This window comes from Streptomyces sp. NPDC005374 (assembly GCF_042872225.1).
Lineage (GTDB): Bacteria > Actinomycetota > Actinomycetes > Streptomycetales > Streptomycetaceae > Streptomyces.
The window spans coordinates 455,927-479,727 of the sequence record NZ_JBIAKA010000001.1 but is presented as its reverse complement, the minus strand read 5'-3'; the positions used below and the strand labels follow the sequence as shown (position 1 = coordinate 479,727).

Genomic DNA, 23,801 nt, shown 5'->3' with positions numbered 1-23,801 from the left:
TTATCCGCGCGCCCGTCGCGCCAGTTCGTGCAGCACCTTCGAGGTGGGCACGGGCGCCTGGCGGACGCCGGTCAGTTCCTGCTTGAGGTAGGTGGTGGCCGAGGCGAACTCGGTGGCCTCGCCCTGCGGCCGGAACCCGTGCCGGACCTCCAGCGTCCGCAACCGCGGGTCGGTGGAGAGGAGTTCGGCGAGGGCCGTGCCGTTGTCCGTCAGCGGTACGACCGTGTGGTCGCTGTTGACCGTGGTGTCCGGGTAGAGGACGACCAGGTCGTCGGGTTGCTGCCCGTCCGCGAGAAGCGAGGCGACCTGGGACTCGTAGACGAGGACCAGCGGGTTGCCTGCGCCGCTGACGAAGTCCCGGAAGGCCGCGTCCGTGCTGGACTGCTGGGCACCTTGCACGCTGACGAGCTTGTGCAGCAGCGGAGTTGTCCTCCTGACCTCCGCGTCGCTCGCGACGACCTTGCCGCCGTTGGCCACATAGGAGGCGGCGGCGAGGTAGAGGGCGCCGGAGTTGGAGGTCTCCGGGTCGGTGCTGGAGAGGTAGAGGGTGCCGGTCAACTCCCCGTACTTGTCGGCTCCCTTGAGCTGCTGCCAGGTGCGGTCCTCGCGGGCCGCGTCGAGATAGGCGGCCATCTTCAGCGTGCCCCGGTGTTCCGCGTCCAGCGTGGCCAGGCCGTTGCCCGCGAGCACCTCGGCGGCGCTCTTGTGCGCCACGACGACGAGGGGAGAGTAGAAGGGGCGGGGGAGGGTCCCCCGTACCTTGTACTTCGCGGCGAGCTCGGCGGCAGGCGCCTGGCTGGACGGAAAGGCGAAGTCGTACCCGCCCAGGTCCAGCCCCTCCATGGCCCAGGACCCGGAGGTCTCGGCCTTCACGGTGTAGCCCTTGGCGGCGAGGGCCTTCACCACGTCGGGATCGGCGAAGAACTCGGCCTTCTCCGATCCGATCACTGCCCGCACGGTCTTCGTTGCCGTGCCCTTGTCGTCCGCTTCCCGGCCCGCTACGACGGCAGCCACCACGCCACCGATCAGCAGAACCGCGAGGACGATCCCTACGATTCGTCTCACGCTGTGGAGAGTGCTCGCGGAACCCAACATTCCCCGCCGAAAAGGATGAACGGCAGGTGTAGTACCGGTCCCGGATCAACACGGCAAGGGCCCGCGCCCCTCCAGGGGCGCGGGGCTGTGTCGATATGCGGCTCCGCCGCATGGGCGCGACAAGCCACAACGAACCCGCACCCGCGAGCCGACAGGCGCCCCTTCAGGGGCGCGGGGAACGGCGCGACAAGCCACAACGCACCCGCAGCCGCCGGACGACACCAACCACTACGGCGAACACGCGCCCCGGCCCAAGCGAACGCAGTGCTGTGGCACCCGGTCCGCACGTCGCTGTGGGTGCGCGCGGACCGGGGCCGTCGGAGGGGAGCCGTCAGTGGGAGGTGAGTTCCCTGGGCTCGATGGCTGCCGTGTGCGCGTCCATACGCTCGGCCGCCAGGATCGCCGCTGCCGTGTCCGCACGGGATGCCGCGACGACCAGCGCCCGCCCGGCAAGGGCATGCGCACGCTCGTGCAGTGCCGCGAGGCGCGGGTCGGCGACAGCGAGAGGGGCCCTGGCCGGCGTACGGCCTCCCCGCAGCCGGGTCACCTGCTCGGCGAGGCGTTCGGCCGCGGTGTCCAGCTCGGCCGAAGGCGAAGCCCCACGCAGCTCGTCGGTGACTGCCAGCAGCGCCGCCAGATGACCCGCGAGCTGGATGTCCAGCTCCTCCTCACGCGAGCGGTGAGGAAAGTCGGTGGGGGCGTCGGCCATCGTGCTGTGGACCGACTTGGTGCGGATCGGTTCGTACATGGGATGGCCTCCTGTGCTGTCAGGAAACCATCCTAGCTTAGAATCCGTCTAAAGTTCTACGGCTGCCCGTACCCGTCCAGGAAGTTCGCGATCCGCCCCACCGCATCGCGCAGGTCCCCGGCCGTCGGCAGGGTCACCACCCGGAAGTGGTCGGGCTCGGGCCAGTTGAAGCCGGAACCCTGGACGACCATGATCTTCTCCTGGCGCAGCAGGTCCAGGACCATCCGCCGGTCGTCCTTGATCTTGAAGACCTTGGGGTCGAGCCGGGGGAAGAGGTACAGCGCCCCCTTCGGCTTCACGCAGCTCACACCGGGGATCTGGGTCAGCAGCTCGTAGGCGATGTCCCGCTGCTCGACGAGCCGTCCGCCCGGCAGGACCAGGTCCTTGATCGACTGCCGTCCGCTCAGCGCGGCGACCACCCCGTGCTGTCCCGGCATGTTCGCGCACAGGCGCATGTTGGCCAGGACGGTGAGGCCCTCGATGTAGGAGTCGGCGTGCGCGCGCGGACCGGAGATCGACATCCAGCCCACCCGGTACCCGGCCACCCGGTACGCCTTCGACATGCCGTTGAAGGTGAGGGTCAGCAGGTCGGGGGCGACCGCGGCGGTCGGGGTGTGCGTGGCGTCGTCGTAGAGGATCTTGTCGTAGATCTCGTCCGAGCAGACCAGCAGGTTGTGGCGGCGGGCGATGTCGGTCAACCCCTTGAGCATGGTCTCGTCGTAGACCGCGCCCGTGGGGTTGTTGGGGTTGATGATGACGATCGCCTTGGTGCGGTCGGTGACCTTGCGCTCCACGTCCGCGAGGTCGGGCATCCAGTCCGACTGCTCGTCGCAGCGGTAGTGGACGGCCGTACCGCCGGAGAGGGAAACCGCGGCTGTCCACAGGGGGTAGTCCGGTGCCGGTACGAGGACCTCGTCGCCGTCGTCGAGCAGGCCCTGCATGGCCATCACGATCAGCTCGGAGACGCCGTTGCCGATGAAGACGTGCTCGACATCCGTCTCGATGCCGATGGTCTGGTTGTGCATGACCACGGCCCGGCGCGCGGCGAGCAGGCCCTTCGCGTCGCCGTATCCGTGGGCCGTCGAGACGTTGCGGAGGACGTCCTCCAGGATCTCCGGCGGCGCCTCGAACCCGAAGGCGGCGGGGTTGCCCGTGTTCAGCTTGAGGATGCGGTGCCCTGCCGCTTCCAGGCGCATCGCCTCCTCGAGAACCGGGCCCCGGATCTCGTAACAGACGTTGGCGAGCTTGGTCGACTGGATCACCTGCATGTCTGGGAGCTTACGGCCCGGTAACGCGTCACGGCTCGTGTTTTCCGCCACGTGGGACAGCGCGGCGTGCCGGGGCGGGGGTGGCTGGAAATGACCGCTTGTCCTCGACCTCCCTTGCATTGAAGATGCACATGACAAAACAGCGGGTGGCCGGAAGATCTCCGGTCACCCTCGTCATGTAGAGGACCCCCACATGAAAAAGCCTCTCGCCGCCGTACTGCTCGCCCTGGCGATCGCCGGAGCGGGTGCGGCGCCCGCGGTCGCGGCACCCACGCCCACGGACCAGGGCAGTGCCACCGCCGTCTCCACCAAGGCTGTCTCCGCCAAGGCCGCCGCGCCCACGCTGCAGGCCGTCACGCTCGCCGGGACCGTCGCGCTCAGCAACTGTTCCGGATCGGTCATCCGCTTCCCGAACTCCCTCGACACCGCCCCGGCGCTGGTCCTCAGCAACGGGCACTGCCTCAGCACCGGCTTCCCGGAGCCGGGCGAGGTGCTCACCAACCAGACCTCCACCCGCACCTTCGGCCTGCTCAACTCCGCCGGCACCCGCGTCGCGACCCTGCGCGCCAGCAAGCTCGCCTACGGGACGATGACCGACACGGACGTGTCGATCTACCAGCTCACCAGCACCTACGCGGCGATCAAGAGCTCGTACGGGATCAGCCCGCTCACCGTGGCGGACACGCACCCGACCGCCGGGACCGCCATCACCGTGGCCTCCGGTTACTGGAAGACGCTCTACAACTGCAGCATCGACGGGTTCGCGTACCGCCTGCAGGAGGGCGACTGGACCTGGAAGGACTCGGTCCGTTACACCTCCGCCTGCCAGACCATCGGCGGCACCTCGGGCTCGCCCGTCATCGACCAGGCCACCGGCAAGGTCGTCGCCGTCAACAACACCGGCAACGAGGACGGCGAGCGCTGCACGGAGAACAACCCGTGCGAGGTCGACGCGAACGGCAACGTCACCGTCCGCGAGGGCATCAACTACGCCCAGGAGATCTACAACATCCCGGCCTGCTTCACCACGGGCAACCAGCTCAACCTCGCCGCGAGCACCTGCACCCTGCCCAAGCCGTAAGCGGACAGGGGCGTTCCGTCACACGGGACTGCGACGGACCGCCCGCCCCGCCAGGACGTCAGTGCGCCGGCCGTCCTCGATCACGAACCGGCCGTCGACCAGGACGTGCGGGATGCCGGTCGGGAGCCTGCGCGGGTCGTCGAAGGTCGAGCCCGGGGCCACCGTCTCCGGGTCGAAGAGGACCAGGTCGGCGCGGTACCCCTCGCGGATCAGACCCCGGTCCGGCAGCCGCAGCCGGGACGCCGGGCGCGAGGTGAGGTGCGCGACGCACTCCTCCAGGGAGAGGACGCCCAACTCCCTCACATACGTGCCGAGATACCGCGGGAACGTGCCGTACGCCCGCGGATGCGGCTTGGCGCCCTGCAGGATGCCGTCGGAACCGCCCGTGTGGACGGGGTGACGCATGATCTGCCGGACGTTCTCCTCGTGGCCGACGTGCTGGAGGATCGACGGGGCCAGCCGGTCGCCGAGGAGCAGCCGGCGGGCGGTCGTCCAGGGACTCTCCCCGCGGGCGCGGGCCGACTCCGCGACCGTACGGCCGACGAGGTCCGCGAAGGCCGGGTCGCCGACGCCCGAGATCTCGACGGTGTCCCACTCGACGGGCACGCCGTGGCAGCCGTCGGCGCCGATCTCCTCCAGGTGATGCCGGATCCGCTCGGCCGTGTCGTCGTCCGCCAGCCGCTTCAGCACCGCCTCGGGCCCGCCCTCGCCCGCCCAACTGGGCAGCAGGGCCGCGAGGGTGGTGGAGCCGGGCGTGTAGGGATACGTGTCGAGGCTGATGTCGGCGCCCGAGGCCAGTGCCTCGTCCAGGAGTGCCAGCAGCTCGGGCGCCCGGCCCTTGTTCACGCCGAAGTTCATGGTGGCGTGGGCGAGATGGAGCGAGCAGCCCGCTTCCCGGGCCAGAGCGACCATCTCCTCGTACGCCTCCAGGGCTCCCGCCCCGTACGAGCGGTGGTGCGGGCAGTAGTAGCCGCCGTACCGGGCCACCACCCGGCACAGCTCGGTGAGTTCGGCATCCTTGGCGTACATGCCGGGCGTGTAGGTCAGCCCGGACGACATGCCGAGCGCGCCCTGTTCCATGCCTTCGGCGACCAACTCGCGCATACGGTCGAGCTCCTGGGGAGTCGCCTCGCGGTCCTCCCAGCCGACGGCGAGCACGCGGACCGTGCCCTGCGGGATCAGATAGGCCGCGTTGACGGCGATCCCGCGGTCGAGACGGTCCAGGTACTCGCCGACCGACCGCCAGTCGAAGTCGATGTCGTCCCCGTGGCCGTTCCAGCCGGTGATGGCCCGGCGGACCTCCTCCAGGGTGCGGTCGTCGACCGGGGCGTACGACAGCCCGTCCTGGCCCAGGACTTCGAGCGTGACCCCCTGCGCGGCCTTGGCGCTGTGGTCGGGGTCGCGCAGCAGGGCCAGATCGCTGTGGGCGTGCATGTCGATGAAGCCGGGGGACAGGACAAGACCCTCGGCGTCCAACTCCCGCCGGGCTCTGGGCCGTTGGCAGCCCGCGTCGGCGGCCTCCTTGACGATGGACACGATCCGGCCGCCGTCGACCACCACGTCGGCGCGGTACGAGGGGGCGCCGCTGCCGTCGACGACGTCCACGTCCCGGATGACGAGCTCTTCCATGCCGGACATCCCTCTCCTGGAAGCTTCTAGAAGAACGTACGGATGTATTCGACGACCGTCCCATCGACCTCCGCCACCGGGATCAGCTGCCACTTGTCGAAGGACGTGCACGGGTGGGAGAGGCCGAGGCCCAGCCAGTCGCCTACCTCCAGGTCGGCGTCCCCTGTCGTGGTCAGCCAGGCGTGCTGGTCGGACAGGGCGGTCACCTCGATGCCGGTGGCCGGGCGCTCGGTGCCGTCGCGGCGGACCACCTGGGGGAAGGGGAGGTCGAGGTCGTAGGCCGCGTCCCGCTTGCCCGCGTTGGTGAAGGCCTGGTCGGGGGAGGGACGCGAGACGACCTGCGTCCACAGCCGGAACGCGGGCTCCAGGGCGCCCTCCTCGGGGACCCGGTTGAAGGGGGACACCTTGCGGTAGTGGCCGTCGTCGTGCGAGACGTATGCGCCCGAACGGAGCAACTTCAGTACGGGGAGGGAGAGTTCGGGGACCTCCGCGAAGACGTCGGCGACCGCGTCGAACCAGGCGCTGCCACCGGCGCTGATCACGATCCCGTCCGGGCCCGCGTCGGCGAACCGTCCCGCCTTGTCGAAGTCGGCGGCCAGGGCGACGAGCCGGCGCAGCCACGCGCGCACGCGCTCCGGGTCCGCCCGCGGGACCTCGCCCTCATAACCGGCGACGCCGACGAGCCGCAGCGTCCCGGTGGCCGCCACCGCGTCGGCGACCGCCGCGCACTCCGCCTCCGTACGGACACCGGTGCGGGCGCCCTCACCGGCGGCGAGTTCGACGACGACGTCCAGGGGGCGCGTCGTCCCTTGCAGGGCCGCGTCCATCAGCTCGACCCCGCGCACCGAGTCGACGTAACAGAGGAAGCGGAAGTCCTCGTCGGCCGCGAGTTCCGCTGAGATCCAGCGCAGCGCCGCGGGGTCCACGAGTTCGTTGGCGAGGAAGACCCGCTGGACGCCGTACGCCCGCGCCACCCGTACCTGGTGGGGTACGGCGAGGGTGATGCCCCAGGCGCCGTGCTCGATCTGGCGCCGGAACAGCTGGGGGGCCATGGTCGTCTTGCCGTGCGGGGCGAAGGCGAGGCCGTGACGGGTGGCGTACGTCTCCATCAGCGCGAGGTTGTGCTCCAGGCGCTCGGCGGAGAGGGCCAGCACCGGGGTCGTGAAGCCGTCGGTGAAGAGGTTGCGGCGCTGGGCGGTCAGCTCGGCGACCGTCAGGCCGTCGGCGTCCGGGGGGAGGCCCTTGAAGCGGTGGTCGACGCGGCCCTCCGCGAGACGGGCGAGTGCTTCGGTGCCGGTACCGAGGGACACGGGGCCTCCCTGAAGGGTGCGTTGCAGTGTGTGCAACGTCCATTGCGTATATCGCTTACTGCTGTCTAACATCCACGCCAAGGTTGGGTCAATGAAGGAGCTACGACCATCGTGAATGCCCCCGACGTCGTGGACGTCGTCGCGCTCGGCGAGTCCATGGTCACGTTCCTGCCCACGCGTGCCGGCCGCCTCGCCGACGTGCCGTCCTTCGACCGGGGGATCGGGGGCGCGGAGTCGAACGTGGCGTGCGGGCTGGCTGCCGCCGGGCACGCGGTGCGGTGGGTCAGCCGGGTCGGGGTCGACGGATTCGGGGACCACCTGGTCGAGACGGTCGGGGGGTACGGGGTCGATACCTCTGCGGTCGGGCGGGATCCTTCGCGGCCTACGGGGGTGTACTTCCGTACGGCGGGGGACCGGGCGACGGATGCGCATGAGGTCGCGTACTACCGGGCGGGGTCCGCCGCGTCGGCGATGTCGGTGGAGAACGTGGACCTGTCGGCGGTGCGGGCGGGGCGGGTGCTGCATCTGTCGGGGATCACTGCGGCCCTGTCGGACGCGTGCCTGTCGCTGCTGCGTGAGCTGACGGCTCCTGGCGAGGGGCGGCCCGTGGTGTCCTTCGACGTCAATCACCGGGCCGGGTTGTGGCGTGACGCCGAGGGGCCCGGTGTGCTGCTCGAGCTGGCCCGGCGGGCCGACATCGTGTTCGTGGGGGAGGACGAGGCGGAGGAGGCGTGGGGGGTTGCGGGGGGTCCGGCGGCTGTGCGTGCGGTGCTGCCTGAGCCTTCGGTGCTGGTGGTGAAACAGGGGGCGAAGGGGGCGACCGCTTTCGTGTCGGCTGCGGCCGAGTGGGGGCTGGCCGCGCAGTTCCCCGCGCCCCTGGGTGGGTTGCAGGCGCCGCCAGTTGACACGCCGCCGTCGCAGCGGGCAGTCGTGCCGCAGGGCGGCTCCCGACCCACAGAGAACGGCACCCCGCAAGCGCGGGCGAGCGAAACCCACCCCCGCCCAGCCCCCGCACAGGGAACCTTCGTCCCCGCCCTCGCCGTGGACGTCGTAGCCACCACCGGCGCCGGTGACGCCTTCGCGGCCGGATTCCTCTCCGCGACCCTCCGGAACCTCCCCATGAGGGACCGCCTCCGCCACGGCCACCTCTGGGCCGCCGCCGCCCTCACCGCCCCCGGTGACCTCGCCGCACCGCCCGCCCGCGCACACGCCGACCGCCTCGCCGCCGTCGGAGACGAAACGTGGGGGACACTTCGACTCGGCCCCGGCTGGACGCAAGCCGACAGGGCCCCGGAGGAGGTACGCACCCCATGAGCCAGACCGTCGACCGAGCGCTGAGCATCCTGCCACTGCTCGCCGAGGGCCCCGCCGACCTCGGCCAGGTGGCCGACCGCCTCGGCGTCCACAAGTCCACCGCGCTGCGCCTCCTCCGCACCCTGCACGAGCACGGCATGGTCTACCGCCAGTCCGACCAGCGCTACCGCCTCGGCGCCCGGCTCATCGCGCTCGCCCAGGAGGCGATGGAGAACCTCGACATCCGGGAGATCGCCCACCCCCACCTCGTACGCCTGAATGAGCAGTGCGGCCACACCGTCCACCTCGCCGTGTACGAGGAGGGCGAGGTGCTGTACATCGACAAGGTCGAGAGCCGCTACCCGGTGCGGATGTACTCACGGATCGGCAAGCCGGTCGCCATCACCGTCGCCGCGGTCGCCAAGCTGCTGCTCGCCGATCTCCCCGAGGCCGAGCGGCGTGCCCTCGCGGACAAGCTCGACTTCCCCATGTACACGGCCCGTTCGACACCCAACGCCCCCGCTTTCCTCAAGGAGTTGGAGCGGGTGCGCGAACAGGGCTGGGCCACCGACCTCGGTGGTCACGAGGAGTCCATCAACTGCGTCGCGGCCCCGGTCCGCGGCGCCGACGGCAAGGTCGTCGCCGCGATGTCGGTCTCCGCGCCGAACGTCGTCGTCACCGCCGAGGAACTCCTCACCCTGCTCCCGCAGGTACGCCGCACGGCCGACGCCGTCAGCGGCGAGTACTCCGGCAGAACACCGGCAAAGGACCCCAAGGACCCCGTATGAAGGACTTCGTATGACGGACAAGATCGCGCTCACTCCCAAGACCCACACCACCCCGCCCGCGAAGTTCTCCCACGGGGTGAGGAAGGGCAACATCCTCCAGGTCGCCGGGCAGGTCGGCTTCCTCCCGGCCGAGGAGGGCAAGGCCCCGACGCCCGCCGGGCCCACCCTGCGCGAGCAGACCCTCCAGACCCTCGCCAACGTCAAGGCGATCCTGGAGGAGGGCGGCGCCTCCTGGGACGACGTGATGATGATCCGCGTCTATCTCACGGACGTGGACCACTTCGCCGAGATGAACGGCATCTACAACCAGTACTTCGAGGAGCAGGGCCTCACCGCGCCCCCGGCCGCCCGTACGACGGTCTACGTCGGCCTGCCCGCCGGGCTCCTCATCGAGATCGACGCGCTGGCCGTCCTCGGCTGACGGTCCCTCAACTCCCGCACACGGTACGACGGTACGGCGCCCCACGAGGTGCCGTACCGCGATCCCCCCTGCCCGAAAGCCGGATGCACTCCCCCATACCCAGAGGACCCCCATGTCGTCCTATCCGCTTCCGCTCGCCGCCACCGCCCCCGAGGCCCCACCCCACACCGGTGGCCTGCTCCTCCTGATCGACGGCACCGCAGGTCTGCTGACCGTCGCCGCCCTCGGCATCGCCCTGCTCCTCTTCCTGATCATCAAGGCGAGACTCCAGCCGTTCGTCGCCCTGCTCGGCGTCTCCATAGTCGTCGGCCTGCTCGCCGGTCTCTCGGTCACCGAACTCTTCGGCACGGTCCAGCGGTCGGACGCCGTGTCCACCATCGAGTCCGGGATGGGCGGCATCCTCGGCCATGTCGCGATCATCATCGGCCTCGGCACGATGCTCGGTGCAATCCTCGAAGTCAGCGGCGGGGCGGAGGTGTTGGCGTCCCGGCTGCTCAATCTCTTCGGCGAGAAGAGGGCCCCGCTCGCCATGGGCCTCACCGGCCTGATCTTCGGCATCCCGGTCTTCTTCGACGTCGGCATCTTCGTCCTCGCGCCGATCGTGTACGCGGCGGCGAAGCGCAGCGGCAGGTCGATCCTGCTCTACTGTCTGCCGCTGCTGGCCGGTCTCTCGATGACCCACGCCTTCCTGCCCCCGCACCCCGGCCCGGTCGCGGCCGCCGGTCTGCTCCACGTGGACCTCGGCTGGGTGATCCTCATGGGCGTCGTCTGCGGCATCCCGGCCGTCCTCGCGGCGTGGGCCTACTCCGCGTGGATCGGCCGCCGTATCTTCGTCGCCGTACCGCAGGACATGGTGGAGGCGGCCGCGGAGGCCAAGCAGGCGGTCATCGAGGAGCAGCGCGCGCAGGGTGTCGTACCGCGCGAGGACCCCGTCCCCCTGGGCACGGTCATCGGCATCATCGGTACGCCCCTGGTCCTGATCCTCGCCGCGACGTTCTCCTCGATCGCGCTCGACCCCTCCACGGGACGTTCGGTGATCGAGTTCTTCGGCAGCCCCTTCGTGGCGCTGACGATCGCCCTGGTCCTCGCGTACTACCTCCTCGGCATCCGCCGCGGCTGGTCCCGCAAGTCGCTGGAGACGGTGTCGACGGCGTCCCTGAAGCCGGTCGGCAACATCCTGCTCGTCGTCGGCGCGGGCGGGGTCTTCGGAGCGGTCCTCAAGGCCAGCGGGGTGGCCCAGGCGCTCTCGGACACCTTCAACGACGTCGGCCTCCCGGTGATCGTCCTCTCCTACCTGATCTCGGTGGTGCTGCGCGTCGCCCAGGGCTCGGCGACGGTCGCCATCGTGACGACGGCCGGGATCGTGGCGCCGCTGCTGTCCGAGGGCCACCACTCCCAGGCCTTCGTCGCGCTCGTCATCATGGCGATCTCGGCGGGCTCCATCTTCGCCTCGCACGTCAACGACGGTGGCTTCTGGATGGTCGCCAAGTACTTCGGCATCAGCGAACGCGACACCCTGAAGACATGGACCGTGCTGGAGACGGTGCTGTCGGTGGCGGGGTTCGTGGTGGCGGCGGTGCTGAGTCTCTTCGTGTAGAGGGTGCGGCCCATGTAGGGGTCCGATAACGATGTAGGGGCCGGCTGTGCCCGACACAGGATCGTCGACCATACTGCCCGCTGTGGAGCAGCGCATAGGTTCGAGCAGCCAGCCCCTGGAAGGCGCCGGATTCGACCCGGCCTTCATCCCCGGGCTCACCTCACCCGGATCCGGCGAGGCGGAGGACGCCAAGCCGGAGAAGGCGGAGGTGACTCCGGAGGAGCCCGTCGAGGAGGCCGCTTCAGGGGCCGCCGAAGAGCCCGTCGAGGAGGAGGCCCCCGACGGCCCGGTCTTCGAGGCCTCCGACCGTCGCGCGAAGATCGTCGCCGACCACCGGGGCGTACGCCTCTCCCTCGACGACCAGGCCTGCGAGTTCCGCTGGGACGAGATCGGCGCCGTCGAGACCGAGTCCCCGCGCTTCGGCAAGCGGTTCACCATCACGGTCCACACCCCGGACCGCCGCTGGTACCCGATCGAGATCGAGGCCAAGTCGAAGTCGAGTTTCACCGAGTGGGACGAACAACTCGACGCGGTCATGGACAAGTACTTCGAGGACGAGACTCCGGAGACAGAGAAAGAAGAGCCCGAGGAGTCCGACTAGGGGCGCGGGGAACTGCGCGACCAGCCACAACGGACCCGCAGCTCCCCACGACCTGTAGCCCTCAGCAGTACTGCGCCTGCTTCCCGATGGACCGGTACATGCAGTCCGAGTTCTCCAGCAGCTGCAGCACCGCGTCCCGGTTCCGCGAGGTCTCCCGCTCGATCACCTCGTCGGGCGGGTAGAACCCGCCCCCGCCGGACGACGGATACATCTCGAAGGTGTACGAGAAGATCTTGTGGGTGCCCCACAGGTAGTCGTCGATCGACCCGTCGGTGATGTAGAGGTCGCTCGCCTGCTCCGCCGTGTACCCGTTGCTCGCGGCCAGCTTCTGCCCGACCGTCTTGAACACGGCGTTGTCGTCCGCCGTCATCCCGGTCGCCGTGTCGGAGTACGTGTACCCGAAGGGCCACAGCACCAGTTCGCTGTACGTGTGGAAGTCGATGTTCGTCTTGATCTGCTGGACCCCGCCGACGACCCGGCTGCGCACGAAGTTCGCGACGACCTTGACCTCGGGCGCCGACTCGGCCGCGGTACCCCGGTACGTCTCGGAGGACGTCGTCCCGGAGGAGCCGCCGCAACAGCCCCAGCGGTAGGCCCAGTTGCGGTTGAGGTCCGTACCGACCGCCGTGGAACCGGAGTTGGGCTGACGGTTCTTGCGCCACGAGCGGTACGAGCCGGTGGCGATGTCGTACTCGCCGCCGTCCGGGTTGAGGTCCGGGACGATCCAGATCTCGCGGTTGTTCACCATGTCGGTGACCCGGGAGTCGGAGCCGTAGCCCGCGCCGAGTTCGCGCAGCAGGTACAGCGCCATCTCCACCGTGAGGTGCTCACGGGCGTGCTGGTGGTGGGTGAACAGCACCTCGGGCTCGGCCTCGTCGGTCGCCACGTTGTCGCTGATCTTGATGGCGACGATGTCACGGCCCTGGTACGACGTGCCGATGACCCGCTTGCTCATGATGTTCGGGTAGGCGGCCAGGCGCTGGTCGATCTCGGCGTTCATCTCGGCGTAGTTGTGGTACCGCGAGTCGGCCGAGGGGAAGTCGTAGAGCCGGACCTCGTCCTCGGCGATCCGGTCCGGGGCGGCGCCGAGGGCCGTCACCTCGTAGCCGAGACCGCGCAGTTTGCTGATCTGGTCCGCGCGGCCTGAGACCACGACGGTCTCCTCGTCCGCCTCGTCGACCGTCACCCCGGTCTGCTGGATCGCCGTACGGGTCACGGGAGTTGTCTGCTGGTGGATCTCGTACTGGCGGATGTCCTCGCTGCTCGGCACCCGCTTCGGGGCGCTGTCGGCGTTCGCGGAGAACGGGGCGGCGAGGGCGAGGGCCAGGACGGCGGCGAGGGCGGCGTAGCGTCTGCCGCCGAGGGCGCCGGAACCGCGAATGCGAAGTCGCATGAAGTCTCCTGTGTTCTCCAGGGTTCCGGGATCTCCGGAAGTGGGGGAGTGGAGCGGGGTGGTTCAGCGACGTGCTGCCGGTGCGGGTGTGCGGCACATCGTCTACTTATGACATGACCAGGTCAAGAGCGAATAAAGACGCGATGGCGTGAAACCGTGCCGAGTTCCTTCACCGCACGCCCTCTTGCCGGTCCGCGATCTTTAGGGTTTCTTGACCTTCATGGCGGACACTACGGACAACAAAGCGACCGGTGAGGCACGATCCGTACCCCGTAAGTCCAGTTGGCGGTACATCGGCCCCGGGATCGTCGTCGCCGCGACCGGCGTCGGCGCGGGCGACCTGGTCGCCACCCTCATCGCGGGCAGCAACTTCGGCTACACCCTGCTGTGGGCCGCGGTGATCGGCTGCCTGGTCAAGATCTCCCTCGCGGAGGCGGCGGGCCGCTGGCACCTGTCCACCGGCCGCACCCTGTTCGACGGCTGGGCGAGCCTGGGCCGCTGGACCACCTGGTTCTTCGCGGTCTACGTGGTGATCTGGGGCTTCGTGTACGGCGCGGCGGCGATGTCGTCCAGCGCGCTGCCCCTCCAGGCCCTGTTCCCGGACGTGATGGACCTCGAAGGGTGGGCCATCGCCTGCGGTCTTGTCGGCCTGGTCTTCGTCTGGTTCAACAAGTACGCGGTCTTCGAGAAGGTCATGACGGTCCTGGTGGGCGTCATGTTCGTGGTCACCGTGTACCTGGCGATCAGGGTCACCCCGAACCTCGGCGACGCCTTCGCGGGCCTGCTCCCCGTCCTGCCCGACGAGAAGGACTCCATCCTCAACACCCTGGGCCTGATCGGCGGCGTCGGCGGCACCATCACGCTCGCCGCGTACGGCTACTGGGTCAACGCCAAGGGCTGGACCCACACCGGCTGGATGAAGGTGATGCGCCTCGACAACCGGGTCGCCTACATCACCACCGGCATCTTCGTCGTCGCCATGCTCTTCGTCGGCGCGGAGCTGCTGCACTCGGCCAACGTGGCGATCGCGAGCGGCGACAAGGGGCTCATCCAGCTGAGCGACATCCTGGAGGACGAGTACGGGTCGGCGACCGCCAAGTTCTTCCTCATCGGCTTCTTCGCCACGTCGTTCACGTCGCTGATCGGCGTCTGGCACGGAGTGAGCCTGATGTTCGCCGACTTCGTGGCCCGCTTCCGGGGCCAGGGCGCGCAGAAGGGCGAGGAGGTGGCCTCCGGTGCGCGCGAACGCTCCTGGCCGTTCCGCGCGTACCTGCTGTGGCTGACCTTCCCGCCCATCGTCCTGCTCTTCCAGGGCGAACCCTTCCGCCTGATCATCCTCTACGGCGTCCTCGGCGCCGCCTTCCTCCCGTTCCTCGCCGGCACCCTGCTCTGGCTCCTCAACTCCGCACGCACACCCGGGGAATGGCGCAACGGCCCGGTGAGCAACGCGATGCTCGCGATCGCGGGCCTGCTGTTCCTGGTCCTGTGCGTGAAGCAGGTCTGGGACCAGCCGTGGTCGGAGTTCTTCGGGTAGGCGATCCCCGCAGCCCCGCCACGTCGCGCCTCAAAGGGGCGCGGGGAACTGCGCGACAAGCCCCCACACATCCGCGGATGTCACACAACGTCGCGTCTGCGGAGGAGACCGGTCGGGGGCGGTCGGGGGGACCCGGCCCGCCCCGGCGGCGGGAACGGCCGGATATCCTCGGCGACCGAAAACCCCACCACGGACGAGGGCCGACGCCGATGACCACTCCCCAGCCCCCCACCGAGCCGCCCCCCACTCCAGCGGACGAGCCCCCCGCGGACTGGGTCCTCGCCCCACCAACCTCCACCGAGCCGGCCGCGCCCCCGCAGCCCCCGCCGGGTGCCGCCCCGCCCGGTTTCGGCCCGCCGGTCCCCGTGGCCCCGGGATTCGGGCCGCCCGCTCCGCCGTACGGCCATCCGCCGGTCCCGCCGCAGTACGGGGCGCCCCAGTACGGGTATCCGGCGGCCCCGGCCCCGGCCCAGCAGCCCGTTGACGGACCCGAGTTCATGGCCGTGGACCGGCACAACTCCGTCGTCGTCGACTCCGCGGGCGTTGCTTTCGAGGACCACGGTCACTCCGCCGAGTTCCCCTGGCACGAGATCCGCAGCGTCCACTACAAGGCCGGCCCCAACGGCAAGACCCTCATGGTGGCCGTCGTCCACCTCGACAGCCGCTTCTACGAGTGCGTCGTGGACGCCAAGGGCCGGGACCAGCTGGCCGGGTGGTTCGCCCAACTGGCCCCGGTCCTCGGGTACTACAGGCCGCTGACGTGACGGTGGACGCCGAACTCCAGATCCACGAGGTGCGCAGCGCCACGGCGACGGAGGTGACGGTGGTCGTGCGCTGCCTCCGCGGCCCCGTCCACCTCGGCGCCCGCTTCTCGCGGGTTCGCGACACGCGGGCGCCGATCGACCTGACCGTGACGAGCATCGTGCGCCACCACCGCCCGGACCGCGCGATCGACCCCGTGCACTCCGGTCTGGTCACCCTCCGCGGCACGGGCGCGCACGAGCTGCGGCCGACGACCGCAAGTACCGGCCGCCAGATCATGCCGGTCGTCCAGGGCCGCAACGCGACCGCGCCCTGACCAGCGGCCACCGACGGCTACGGCAACCCGTGCACGTGCGGCCCCACCGCCCCCGACCACGCGTTCCCCGCCGCCGCGTCCCAGTTCGTCGACCAGGTCATGGCCCCGCGCAGGTCGGGATACGTCCTCGACGGCTTGAAGGAGCCGCAGGACGACCCCTTGGTCAGACAGTCCAGCGCGTTGTTCACCACCGACGGCGGGACATAGCCGCTGCCCGCCCCGCTGGGGGACGCCGGCAGCCCCAACCCCACCTGGGACGGGGCCAGTCCGCCCTCCAGCTGGATGCAGGCCAGGGCGGTGAGGAAGTCCACCGACCCCTGCGAGTACACCTTGCCGTCGCAGCCGAGCATCGAACCGCTGTTGTAGTACTGCATGTTGACGACCGTGAGGATGTCCTTCACGTTCAGCGCTGTCTGGAAGTAGCCGTTCGACGTCGACTGCATGTCGATCGTCTGCGGTGCCATCGTCAGCACCAGCGAACCCCCCGCCTTTGCGGCCAGCGATCGCAACGCCTGTGACATATAAGTGGGGTTGAGCCCGTTCTCCAGATCGATGTCGACGCCGTCGAAGCCGTACGTCTGCATCAGCGCGTACACCGAGTTCGCGAAGTTCGCCGCCGACGCGGTGTCGCTCACCGAGACCGTGCCGTTCTGGCCGCCCACGGACACGACGACCTTCTTCCCGGCCGCCTGCTTCGCCCTGATGTCCGCCTTGAACTGGTCGACGGTGTACCCGCCGAGCCCGGCCGAGTCCAGGCTGAAGGTCACGGCACCCGGAGTCGTCGTCGCGTCCGCGAAGGCGACGGCGATGATGTCGTACTGGGACTGGACGGCGGACAGCTTCTGGACCGTCGCCCCGTTGTTGAAGTTCTGCCAGTACCCGGTGACCGCGTGCTTCGGCAGCGCGCCGCCCCCGCCGCCCGGAGTGGCGGTCGTCGTCCCCGCCACCGCACCCGACTTCCCGGACTCGCCCGCCGAGTTCACCGCCGTGACCTGGAAGGAGTACGACGTCGAGGCGGCGAGCCCGGTCACGGTCGCCGACGTGCCGGTCACCGCCGTGACCTTCGTACCGGCGCGGTAGACGTTGTAGCCGGTCGCCCCGGACACCGCGTTCCAGGCCAGGGAGACCGACGACGAGGTCGTACCGGAGACGCTGAGCCCGCCCGGGGCGCCGGGAACCGTCGGGGCGGGGCCGGACCCGCCACCGCCGTCGGGGCCGTAGACGGAGACGTCGTCCACGAGGTAGGCGGGCTGTCCGTACCAGCCGTGGGTGTACACCGTCACCGAGGTCGTGGAGGCGCCCGTCGTGAAGGTCGTCGACAGCTGCTTCCAGGAGGCGGAGTCCGGGGTCCAGGTCGACACGTCCGTCGTGCCGGTGCCGGTCGCGCCCAGGTAGGCGTAGCCGCCCTGCACCCAGGCGCTCAGGGTGTACGTCGAGTTCGGTTTCACGGCGACCGTCTGGCTGCAGCGCGCGTTGTCCTGCCCGGCCGGTGTCGCTCTCAGCGCGGCCGAGCCGCCGTGGACGGGTGCGGAGACGGTCGTACCGCTGCTCGCGGAACAGGTCCAGGAGGACAGGCCGGACTCGAAGCCGGCGTTCTTCGCGTTGTTGACATCCGCGGCGGAGGCCGGTCCCGCGAGCCCCAGGGCGAGCGTCACGGCGGCGGTGGCTACGACGGCGGCGGCGGTCCGGAACCGCACCGGTTTTCTGCTGAGTATGGGCATGACAAGAGAGTTGGTCCAGACCAATCCCGCTGTCAAGGATGTATACGCAACTCGCCTTTCTCTGGAGCACGCACGTGGCAAGTGCGCCCCATCTGGGCAGGAATCGCCCGCTTTTGATCCGTCACCCGGGTCAGGAAGTCACAGAATCGCTGTTCTCCGGTCATAGAGCCGTGGTTACAGTGCTCAGGTAGTCACGCAGTGAAGTCGACCGGGTGTGCCGGAGTGATCCGTCGGACCCACGGGCATGGGATACGGGGAGCTGCGCGTGCCAACTGCCATCGCAGTGACCGGTGCCGACATGGCGCTGCCGGCGCAGGACGAGCGGACTCTGCCCGCCGTCGTGCTCGACGGCCTCGACCGGCAGCCGCTCGACCACTCGCTCGCCGCCCTGCAGTCGTTGATCGACCAGCACGGCCATGTGATCGTCGTGTACTCCCATGCCGTGCCGCCGGCGGTGGACCAGCGGCTGCGCACCGTGCGGTCCCTCCTGGAGAGCGACCGCATCGCCCTGTTCCGCCCCGAACTGCCGCCCCTCGCGACCGCCGTCGTGGCCCGCCAGTTGAGACAGCTCGCCTCCTGCGACCTCAGCCCGGGCGTCCTCGCCTCGGCCGGCCGGCTGCTCACCCACTACCTCCACGCGGGCGCGCTCCTCGGCTCGGTCGCGAAACTCGACCGGGTCCCCGTGGGTCTCAAGTCGCACGCCAAGTCCTGGGTGCCGGGCAGCCAGTTCGCCGTGCTCGCCCACCCCCAGCCGCAGCTCGTCAGGATCGCCCCGGACGCCACGCTCGCCGGCCCGGAGTTCGCCACCTCGATGCTCGTCGCCCGCGGCCAGCTCCAGTCCGACTGGGTCTCCGGGGACCTGGCCAGGACCTGGCGGGTCCAGGGGCTGCGCGAGTGCCCGCTGCCCGCCGAGTCCGCCGAGTGGTGGGGCACCGGCAAGCTGATCGAGTTCTGCACCTTCCTGCCCGACCTGTCCGTCCTTTACCAACTGGTCACCTCGGTACGGCAGAACATCTGTCACTGGTGCGGTATCGACGTCATCGGGGACCGCTGCGTCTTCTGTTCGGCCACCGCACCGGTGACGTCCGCACCCCATCAACAACAGCACCAACAGCTGCAACCGCAGCGACAGCACCAACTGCCCGCCGGGTGAGCCGCACCGGACCGCCCCAGCCCCGATTCCGCTCGACCTAGCCCCCAACGAGGTTGCACGGTTCATGAACTCCCGTCAGCGCCGCGGCGTGATACTCCTGCTCCTGTCGGTCCTGGGCGCCCTCGCGGCCTTCGCCGGCGTGCTGTCCGTCATCAACGACGCGAAGTCCAAGGTCGGCCCCGAGGTCACGGCGTACGAGGTCAGGAACGACATCCCGCCGTACACCCGGCTCACCGCGGCGCAGTTCGAGAAGACCGAGATGCCCAAGCGCTGGCTGTCGGCCAACGCGGTCACCGACCTCGCCGCCCTCAAGAACAAGATCGCCGTGACGACCCTCAAGCAGGGCTCCCTGCTGCAGAGCGACATGATCGTCGACCAGCCCGCCCTCCAGCCCGGGCAGCAGGAGGTCGCCATCATGATCGACGCGGCGACCGGCGTCGCCGGCAAGATCACACCGGGCTCCCTGGTCAACGTGTACGCCACCTTCGAGGGGCAGCGGGAGGGCGACCCGGACCAGTCGAAGATCATCGTGACGAACGCCCGGATCCTCGACGTCGGTGACCTCACCGCGCTGCAGCCCGACGCCGACGAACGCACCCGTGAGGCAACCAAGGCCCGCCCCATCACCTTCGCGCTCTCCGCGCTCGACGCCCAGCGCATCACGTACGCCGAGTCGTTCGCCAAGCGCGTCCGGCTCGCCCTGGTCGCCCCCGGCGAGACCGGCACGGTCCCCGAGCGGGACCGCACGTACGAACTCGCGAAGGACAAGTGAGAGGCCGCCATGCCCACGAGGATCCTCCCGGCCGTCGGCGACGCGGACGCGGTCCGTTCCCTCACCACGCTGCTCAGCCAGCTCCCGGACGCCGAGCCCGTGACCCCGGTGAACGACTCCACCCAGCTCATCGACACCCTCGCCCGCCTGGCGTCCGAGTCGATCGACGAACTGCCGGAAGTGGTCGTCGTCCATGAGCGCATCGGCCCCGTCCCGGCCCTGGAGCTCATCCGCGAGGTGGCCCTGCGCTTCCCGGCCGTGGGAGTCATCCTCGTCACCTCCGACGTCAGCCCCGGCCTCTTCCAGGCCGCCATGGACTACGGCGCCCGCGGCCTCATCGCCCTCCCGCTCGGCTACGAGGAGCTCGCGAACCGGGTGCACGCGGTCGCCCAGTGGTCCGTGGGCGTACGACGGCACCTGGGCGCCGCCGGAGACGTCTTCACCGGCGTCGGCGGCACCGTCGTCACCGTCAGCGGCGCCAAGGGCGGCGTCGGCGCCACCACGACCGCCATCCAGCTCGCCCTCGCCGCCCAGGCCTCCGGGCGCACCACCGCCCTGCTCGACATGGACCTCCAGACCGGCGACGTCGCCTCCTACCTGGACGTCCAGTTCCGCCGCTCGGTCGCCGACCTCGCCACCATCACCGACATCTCCCCGCGCGTCCTCGCCGACGCCGTCTTCAGCCACGACACAGGCCTGGCGCTGCTGCTCGCCCCCGGCGACGGCGAACGCGGCGAGGAGGTGACCGAGCGCTCCGCCCGCCAGATCGTGAGCGCCCTGCGCTCCCGCTACGAGGTCGTGGTCGTCGACTGCGGGGCACAGCTCAGCGGGGCAGGCGCGGCGGTCGTGGAGATGGCCGACACCGCCCTCCTCGTCACCACCCCGGACGTCGTCGCCGTCCGGGGCGCCAAGCGTGCCGTACGCATGTGGGACCGGCTCCAGGTCCGCAAGGCCGAGGAGACCACCGTCGTCGTCAACCGCCACAGCCGCACCACGGAGATCCAGCCCGCGCTCATCCAGAAGATCACCGGCACGGGGGTCGCGGCGACCGTGATCCCGGCGAACTTCAAGGAGTTGCAGGCCGCGGTGGACGCGGGCCGGGTCCATGAACTCGACGCCAAGGGCACGGTCAAGCAGGCCCTGTGGACGCTCGCCGGTGAACTGGGCCTGGTCAAGGGCACGGAGGCGAACTCCCATCGCAACGGGGGGCGGGAGCGGGGGGCGCTGACCTTCCGGCGGCGCAAGGAGCTGGGGAGATGAGCACCCGGGCGCTCCGGCGGTTCCGGCCGTTCCGGCGTGACGAGGGGCAGGTGACGATCGAGTTCCTCGGGATGACCCCGCTGATCCTGATCACCCTGGTGCTGCTGTGGCAGTTCGTGCTGCTGGGATACACGTTCACACTCGCGGGGAATGCTGCGGACGAGGCGGTACGGGCCGCGACGGCGGCGGCGCCGGGCGAGCGGGAGGCCGCGTGCGAGCAGGCGGGACTGGACAAGCTGCCCGGCGCCTGGAGCGGCCAGGTGAGCTGCTCCACGGGCGGCGGCTATGTCACGGCCGACGTCCACCTCGACGTCCCCGTCCTCTTCCCGGGCTCGATCGCCTTCCCCTTCAAGGTCGACGGCCACGCGGGCGCGGTGGAGGAGGACAAGGACTGAGATGTCGTACTCCCGGAAGAGCACTCGCGACCGCGGCCAGGTCGCCCTCGAATACCTGGGCTTCATCCCGATCCTGATCCTCGTCGCCATGGCCGGCGTACAGATCGGGCTCATCGCCTACACCGCCCAGCAGGCCGGTACGGCGGCCAGGGCCGGGGCGCGGGCCGCCTCGCTGGACCTGAGCGCGCAGGACGGCTGTGTGAACGCGATCAGCGACTGGCTGTCCGTCGACTGCGCCGAGGGCGGGGGCGGCGACTCGGTCACCGTCACCGCCACCGTCCAGATCCCGTCGATCGTCCCCGGCTGGAGCTTCGACCCTGCAGTCAAGACCGCCACCATGCCGCTCGACCACTGAACGAGGTACCCCCATGAGCCTGCGGTCCCGCATCAACACCCCCGAGGAGAACGGCAGTCGGGGCGAGGACGGCCACCTGGTCTCCTCCTACCGGGCCAAGCTCCTGGAGGAGATCGACCTCGCGGAGATGAGCTCGCTGGCGGCGGCCGAGCGCCGGGCCCGTCTTGAGCGGGTGCTCGGGCACATCATCAGCCGTGAGGGTCCGGTCCTGTCGACCGTCGAACGCTCGCAGCTGATCCGGCGGGTGGTCGACGAGGCCCTCGGCCTGGGCATCCTGGAACCCCTGCTCGAAGACGCCTCCATCACCGAGATCATGGTCAACGGACCGGACTCGATCTTCGTCGAACGCGCCGGCCGGGTCGAGCAGTTGCCGCTGCGCTTCCCCTCCCACGACCAGCTGATGCAGACCATCGAGCGAATAGTCTCGACGGTCAACCGGCGCGTCGACGAGACGAACCCGATGGTCGACGCCCGCCTCCCCTCCGGCGAACGCGTCAACGTCATCATCCCGCCGCTCTCCCTGACCGGCGCCATCCTCACGATCCGCCGCTTCCCCCGCTCCTACACGCTCCAGGAACTGGCCGGCTTCGGCTCGCTCGACGAGCAGATGCTGTACCTGCTGGCGGGCCTGGTGCAGGCCCGCTTCAACATCATCGTCGCGGGCGCGACGGGCACCGGGAAGACGACCCTCCTCAACGCCCTCTCCGGTCTCATCCCCGACGGTGACCGGATCATCACCATCGAGGACTCGGCCGAACTCCAGCTCCAGCAACGGCACGTGGTCCGGCTGGAGTCGCGCCCGCCGAACGTCGAGGGCCAGGGCCAGATCACCATCCGCGACCTGGTCCGCAACTCGCTGCGCATGCGCCCCGACCGGATCGTCGTCGGTGAGGTCCGCGGCGGCGAGTCCCTCGACATGCTCCAGGCGATGTCGACGGGCCACGACGGTTCCCTCGCCACGGTCCACGCCAACAGCGCGGAGGACGCGCTGATGCGGCTCAAGACCCTGGCGTCCATGTCGGAGCTGGAGATCCCCTTCGAGGCGCTGCACGACCAGATCAACAGTGCGGTCGACGTGATCATCCAGCTCACCCGGTTCGCCGACGGCGCCCGCCGCATCACCGAGATCGCCCTGCTCGACAGCCACGGCAGCGAGCCGTACCGCCTGGTGTCGGTGGCCCGCTTCAAGGCCCAGCCCATGGCGTCGGACGGCCGGATCTACGGCCGGTTCGAGTACTTCCCGCTTCCGCGCCGTACCGTCGACCGCCTCTACATGGCGAGCCAGCCCACCCCCCAGGCCTTCGGCGTGGCCCAGTCCGCGGCCGAGCTGGCCGTCCGAGAAGCCAGGTAGGACGCACCCCCATGGACCTCCAGAACCTAGTCGCCCTCACCATCGGGATCACGTTGGTGACCTGCGTGCTGGCCGTCGTCGGCGTCCACGTGTACGCCAGGGGCCGGGCCCAGCGGGCGGACCTGGTCGACCGGCTGTCGGCCGAGGGCCAGGTGCCGTACACCGGCCGTCGGCGCCACTTCCGCGACCTCGACGGCCGACTGCGCCGCACCCGGTTCGGCAGGCAGCTGGAACTCCGGATCGCGGCGACGGGCCTGGACGTGACGCCGGGCGAGTTCTTCGCCGCGATGCTCGTCGCGGTGGCGGGCCTCTGGCTGATCGGCCAGGAGACACTCGCCCCCTTCTTCGGACCGATCGCCGCGCTGGTGGGCATCTGGGCGGCAGTGCAGTTCCTCAACTGGCAGCGTCAGAAGCGCATCGAGAAGTTCATCAACCAACTCCCCGAACTGGCCCGCATCCTGGCCAACGCCACCCACGCGGGCCTCGCCCTGCGCACCGCGATCGGCATGGCGGCGGAGGAGCTGGAGGCACCGGCCGGCGAGGAACTGGGGAACGTGGCCAACCAGTTGGCGGTGGGCGTGTCGATGGAGGACGCGCTCGACGAGATGGCGAAGCGACTGCCGTCCCGGGAACTGGTGGTCCTGGTGACGACCCTGGTGCTCTCCAACCGGGCGGGCGGCCAGGTGGTCAGCGCGCTGCGCAACCTCACCGAGACCCTGGAGGAGCGCAAGGAGACGCGGCGCGAGGTCCGCACCCAGCTCTCCCAGGTGAACATGACGTCGTACGCCGTCCCGGTCCTGGGCATCGGCTCGCTGTTCCTGATGAACGGCGTGAAGGGCGGCGCGCTGGAACGCATGACGGGCTCACCGCTGGGCCAGGGGGCGGTGATCATCGCGTTCGCTCTGTACGCGGTGGGATTCATCCTCATCCGCCGCCTGTCACGCATCGACATCTGAGG

Annotated in this window: 23 protein-coding genes; 16 read left to right on the top strand and 7 right to left on the bottom strand. The window is 70.0% G+C overall.

Going from position 1 to position 23,801, the window contains the following annotated elements; all coding sequences use genetic code 11:
• The 3 genes from ACFYRX_RS02275 to ACFYRX_RS02265 form a co-directional block, all read right to left on the bottom strand.
• Window positions 1-1,065: a hypothetical protein gene (locus ACFYRX_RS02275; RefSeq protein ID WP_389095834.1), complete on the bottom strand. Its 1,065-nt coding sequence runs from the start codon at window positions 1,063-1,065 to the stop codon at window positions 1-3.
• Window positions 1,066-1,426: 361 nt separating this feature from the next.
• Complete coding sequence (locus ACFYRX_RS02270; protein ID WP_389095832.1) at window positions 1,427-1,843, bottom strand: hypothetical protein; 417 nt, start codon at window positions 1,841-1,843, stop codon at window positions 1,427-1,429.
• Between the two features lie 56 nt (window positions 1,844-1,899).
• Complete coding sequence (locus ACFYRX_RS02265; RefSeq protein WP_389095830.1) at window positions 1,900-3,111, bottom strand: pyridoxal phosphate-dependent aminotransferase; 1,212 nt, start codon at window positions 3,109-3,111, stop codon at window positions 1,900-1,902.
• Between the two features lie 193 nt (window positions 3,112-3,304).
• On the opposite strand from ACFYRX_RS02265, the gene ACFYRX_RS02260 reads away from it, so the two are divergent.
• Complete coding sequence (locus ACFYRX_RS02260) at window positions 3,305-4,192, top strand: serine protease (RefSeq protein ID WP_389095828.1); 888 nt, start codon at window positions 3,305-3,307, stop codon at window positions 4,190-4,192.
• Between the two features lie 18 nt (window positions 4,193-4,210).
• Here ACFYRX_RS02260 and ACFYRX_RS02255 read toward each other — a convergent pair whose 3' ends face one another.
• Window positions 4,211-5,821: an amidohydrolase family protein gene (locus ACFYRX_RS02255; RefSeq protein WP_389095827.1), complete on the bottom strand. Its 1,611-nt coding sequence runs from the start codon at window positions 5,819-5,821 to the stop codon at window positions 4,211-4,213.
• Between the two features lie 26 nt (window positions 5,822-5,847).
• Window positions 5,848-7,131 (bottom strand): amino acid deaminase, encoded by a 1,284-nt coding sequence (locus tag ACFYRX_RS02250; RefSeq protein WP_389095826.1) that lies wholly within the window; start codon window positions 7,129-7,131, stop codon window positions 5,848-5,850.
• Between the two features lie 156 nt (window positions 7,132-7,287).
• Here ACFYRX_RS02250 and ACFYRX_RS02245 point away from each other — a divergent pair, with 156 nt between their 5' ends.
• From ACFYRX_RS02245 to ACFYRX_RS02225, 5 genes are all read left to right on the top strand, one after another.
• Window positions 7,288-8,445 carry a sugar kinase gene (locus ACFYRX_RS02245; protein WP_389096886.1) on the top strand — a complete coding sequence of 386 codons (1,158 nt, stop codon included), beginning with the start codon at window positions 7,288-7,290 and terminating at the stop codon, window positions 8,443-8,445.
• Window positions 8,442-9,212 (top strand): IclR family transcriptional regulator, encoded by a 771-nt coding sequence (locus ACFYRX_RS02240; protein WP_389095824.1) that lies wholly within the window; start codon window positions 8,442-8,444, stop codon window positions 9,210-9,212. Before ACFYRX_RS02245 ends, ACFYRX_RS02240 begins: the two co-directional genes overlap by 4 nt.
• Window positions 9,213-9,222: 10 nt before the next feature.
• Complete coding sequence (locus ACFYRX_RS02235) at window positions 9,223-9,633, top strand: RidA family protein (RefSeq protein ID WP_389095822.1); 411 nt, start codon at window positions 9,223-9,225, stop codon at window positions 9,631-9,633.
• A 112-nt stretch (window positions 9,634-9,745) separates the two neighbouring features.
• Window positions 9,746-11,230, top strand: a complete 1,485-nt coding sequence (locus tag ACFYRX_RS02230; RefSeq protein ID WP_389095820.1) for a GntP family permease — start codon at window positions 9,746-9,748, stop codon at window positions 11,228-11,230.
• 82 nt (window positions 11,231-11,312) lie between these two features.
• Window positions 11,313-11,831: a hypothetical protein gene (locus tag ACFYRX_RS02225; protein ID WP_389095818.1), complete on the top strand. Its 519-nt coding sequence runs from the start codon at window positions 11,313-11,315 to the stop codon at window positions 11,829-11,831.
• Between the two features lie 61 nt (window positions 11,832-11,892).
• Here ACFYRX_RS02225 and ACFYRX_RS02220 read toward each other — a convergent pair whose 3' ends face one another.
• A complete protein-coding gene (locus ACFYRX_RS02220) occupies window positions 11,893-13,224 on the bottom strand; it encodes a M14 family metallopeptidase (protein ID WP_389095816.1) in 1,332 nt (443 codons plus the stop codon).
• Between the two features lie 220 nt (window positions 13,225-13,444).
• On the opposite strand from ACFYRX_RS02220, the gene ACFYRX_RS02215 reads away from it, so the two are divergent.
• The 3 genes from ACFYRX_RS02215 to ACFYRX_RS02205 all read left to right on the top strand — a co-directional run bounded on the left by ACFYRX_RS02215 (window position 13,445) and on the right by ACFYRX_RS02205 (window position 15,836).
• Complete coding sequence (locus ACFYRX_RS02215; protein WP_389095814.1) at window positions 13,445-14,758, top strand: Nramp family divalent metal transporter; 1,314 nt, start codon at window positions 13,445-13,447, stop codon at window positions 14,756-14,758.
• Window positions 14,759-14,967: 209 nt separating this feature from the next.
• Window positions 14,968-15,522: a hypothetical protein gene (locus tag ACFYRX_RS02210; protein WP_389095812.1), complete on the top strand. Its 555-nt coding sequence runs from the start codon at window positions 14,968-14,970 to the stop codon at window positions 15,520-15,522.
• The gene (locus ACFYRX_RS02205) at window positions 15,519-15,836 is read left to right on the top strand and encodes a hypothetical protein (RefSeq protein ID WP_389095810.1); all 318 of its coding nucleotides are present in this window, start codon (window positions 15,519-15,521) and stop codon (window positions 15,834-15,836) included. The genes ACFYRX_RS02210 and ACFYRX_RS02205 overlap by 4 nt, the downstream gene beginning before the upstream one ends.
• 17 nt (window positions 15,837-15,853) lie before the next feature.
• Here ACFYRX_RS02205 and ACFYRX_RS02200 read toward each other — a convergent pair whose 3' ends face one another.
• Window positions 15,854-17,557, bottom strand: coding sequence for a chitinase (locus tag ACFYRX_RS02200; RefSeq protein ID WP_389095808.1), 1,704 nt, complete (start codon window positions 17,555-17,557; stop codon window positions 15,854-15,856).
• Between the two features lie 244 nt (window positions 17,558-17,801).
• On the opposite strand from ACFYRX_RS02200, the gene ACFYRX_RS02195 reads away from it, so the two are divergent.
• The 7 genes from ACFYRX_RS02195 (at window position 17,802) to ACFYRX_RS02165 (ending at window position 23,799) form a co-directional block, all read left to right on the top strand.
• Window positions 17,802-18,710 (top strand): hypothetical protein, encoded by a 909-nt coding sequence (locus tag ACFYRX_RS02195; protein WP_389095806.1) that lies wholly within the window; start codon window positions 17,802-17,804, stop codon window positions 18,708-18,710.
• A 64-nt stretch (window positions 18,711-18,774) separates the two neighbouring features.
• Complete coding sequence (cpaB, locus tag ACFYRX_RS02190) at window positions 18,775-19,482, top strand: Flp pilus assembly protein CpaB (protein WP_389095804.1); 708 nt, start codon at window positions 18,775-18,777, stop codon at window positions 19,480-19,482.
• A 9-nt stretch (window positions 19,483-19,491) separates the two neighbouring features.
• Complete coding sequence (locus tag ACFYRX_RS02185) at window positions 19,492-20,742, top strand: CpaE family protein (RefSeq protein WP_389095802.1); 1,251 nt, start codon at window positions 19,492-19,494, stop codon at window positions 20,740-20,742.
• Window positions 20,739-21,137, top strand: coding sequence for a TadE/TadG family type IV pilus assembly protein (locus ACFYRX_RS02180; protein WP_389095800.1), 399 nt, complete (start codon window positions 20,739-20,741; stop codon window positions 21,135-21,137). Before ACFYRX_RS02185 ends, ACFYRX_RS02180 begins: the two co-directional genes overlap by 4 nt.
• Before the next feature lies 1 nt (window position 21,138).
• Window positions 21,139-21,492 carry a TadE/TadG family type IV pilus assembly protein gene (locus tag ACFYRX_RS02175; protein ID WP_389095798.1) on the top strand — a complete coding sequence of 118 codons (354 nt, stop codon included), beginning with the start codon at window positions 21,139-21,141 and terminating at the stop codon, window positions 21,490-21,492.
• Between the two features lie 13 nt (window positions 21,493-21,505).
• Window positions 21,506-22,843 carry a CpaF family protein gene (locus ACFYRX_RS02170; RefSeq protein WP_389095796.1) on the top strand — a complete coding sequence of 446 codons (1,338 nt, stop codon included), beginning with the start codon at window positions 21,506-21,508 and terminating at the stop codon, window positions 22,841-22,843.
• Window positions 22,844-22,854: 11 nt separating this feature from the next.
• Window positions 22,855-23,799 (top strand): type II secretion system F family protein, encoded by a 945-nt coding sequence (locus tag ACFYRX_RS02165; protein WP_389095794.1) that lies wholly within the window; start codon window positions 22,855-22,857, stop codon window positions 23,797-23,799.
• Window positions 23,800-23,801 lie beyond the last annotated feature (2 nt).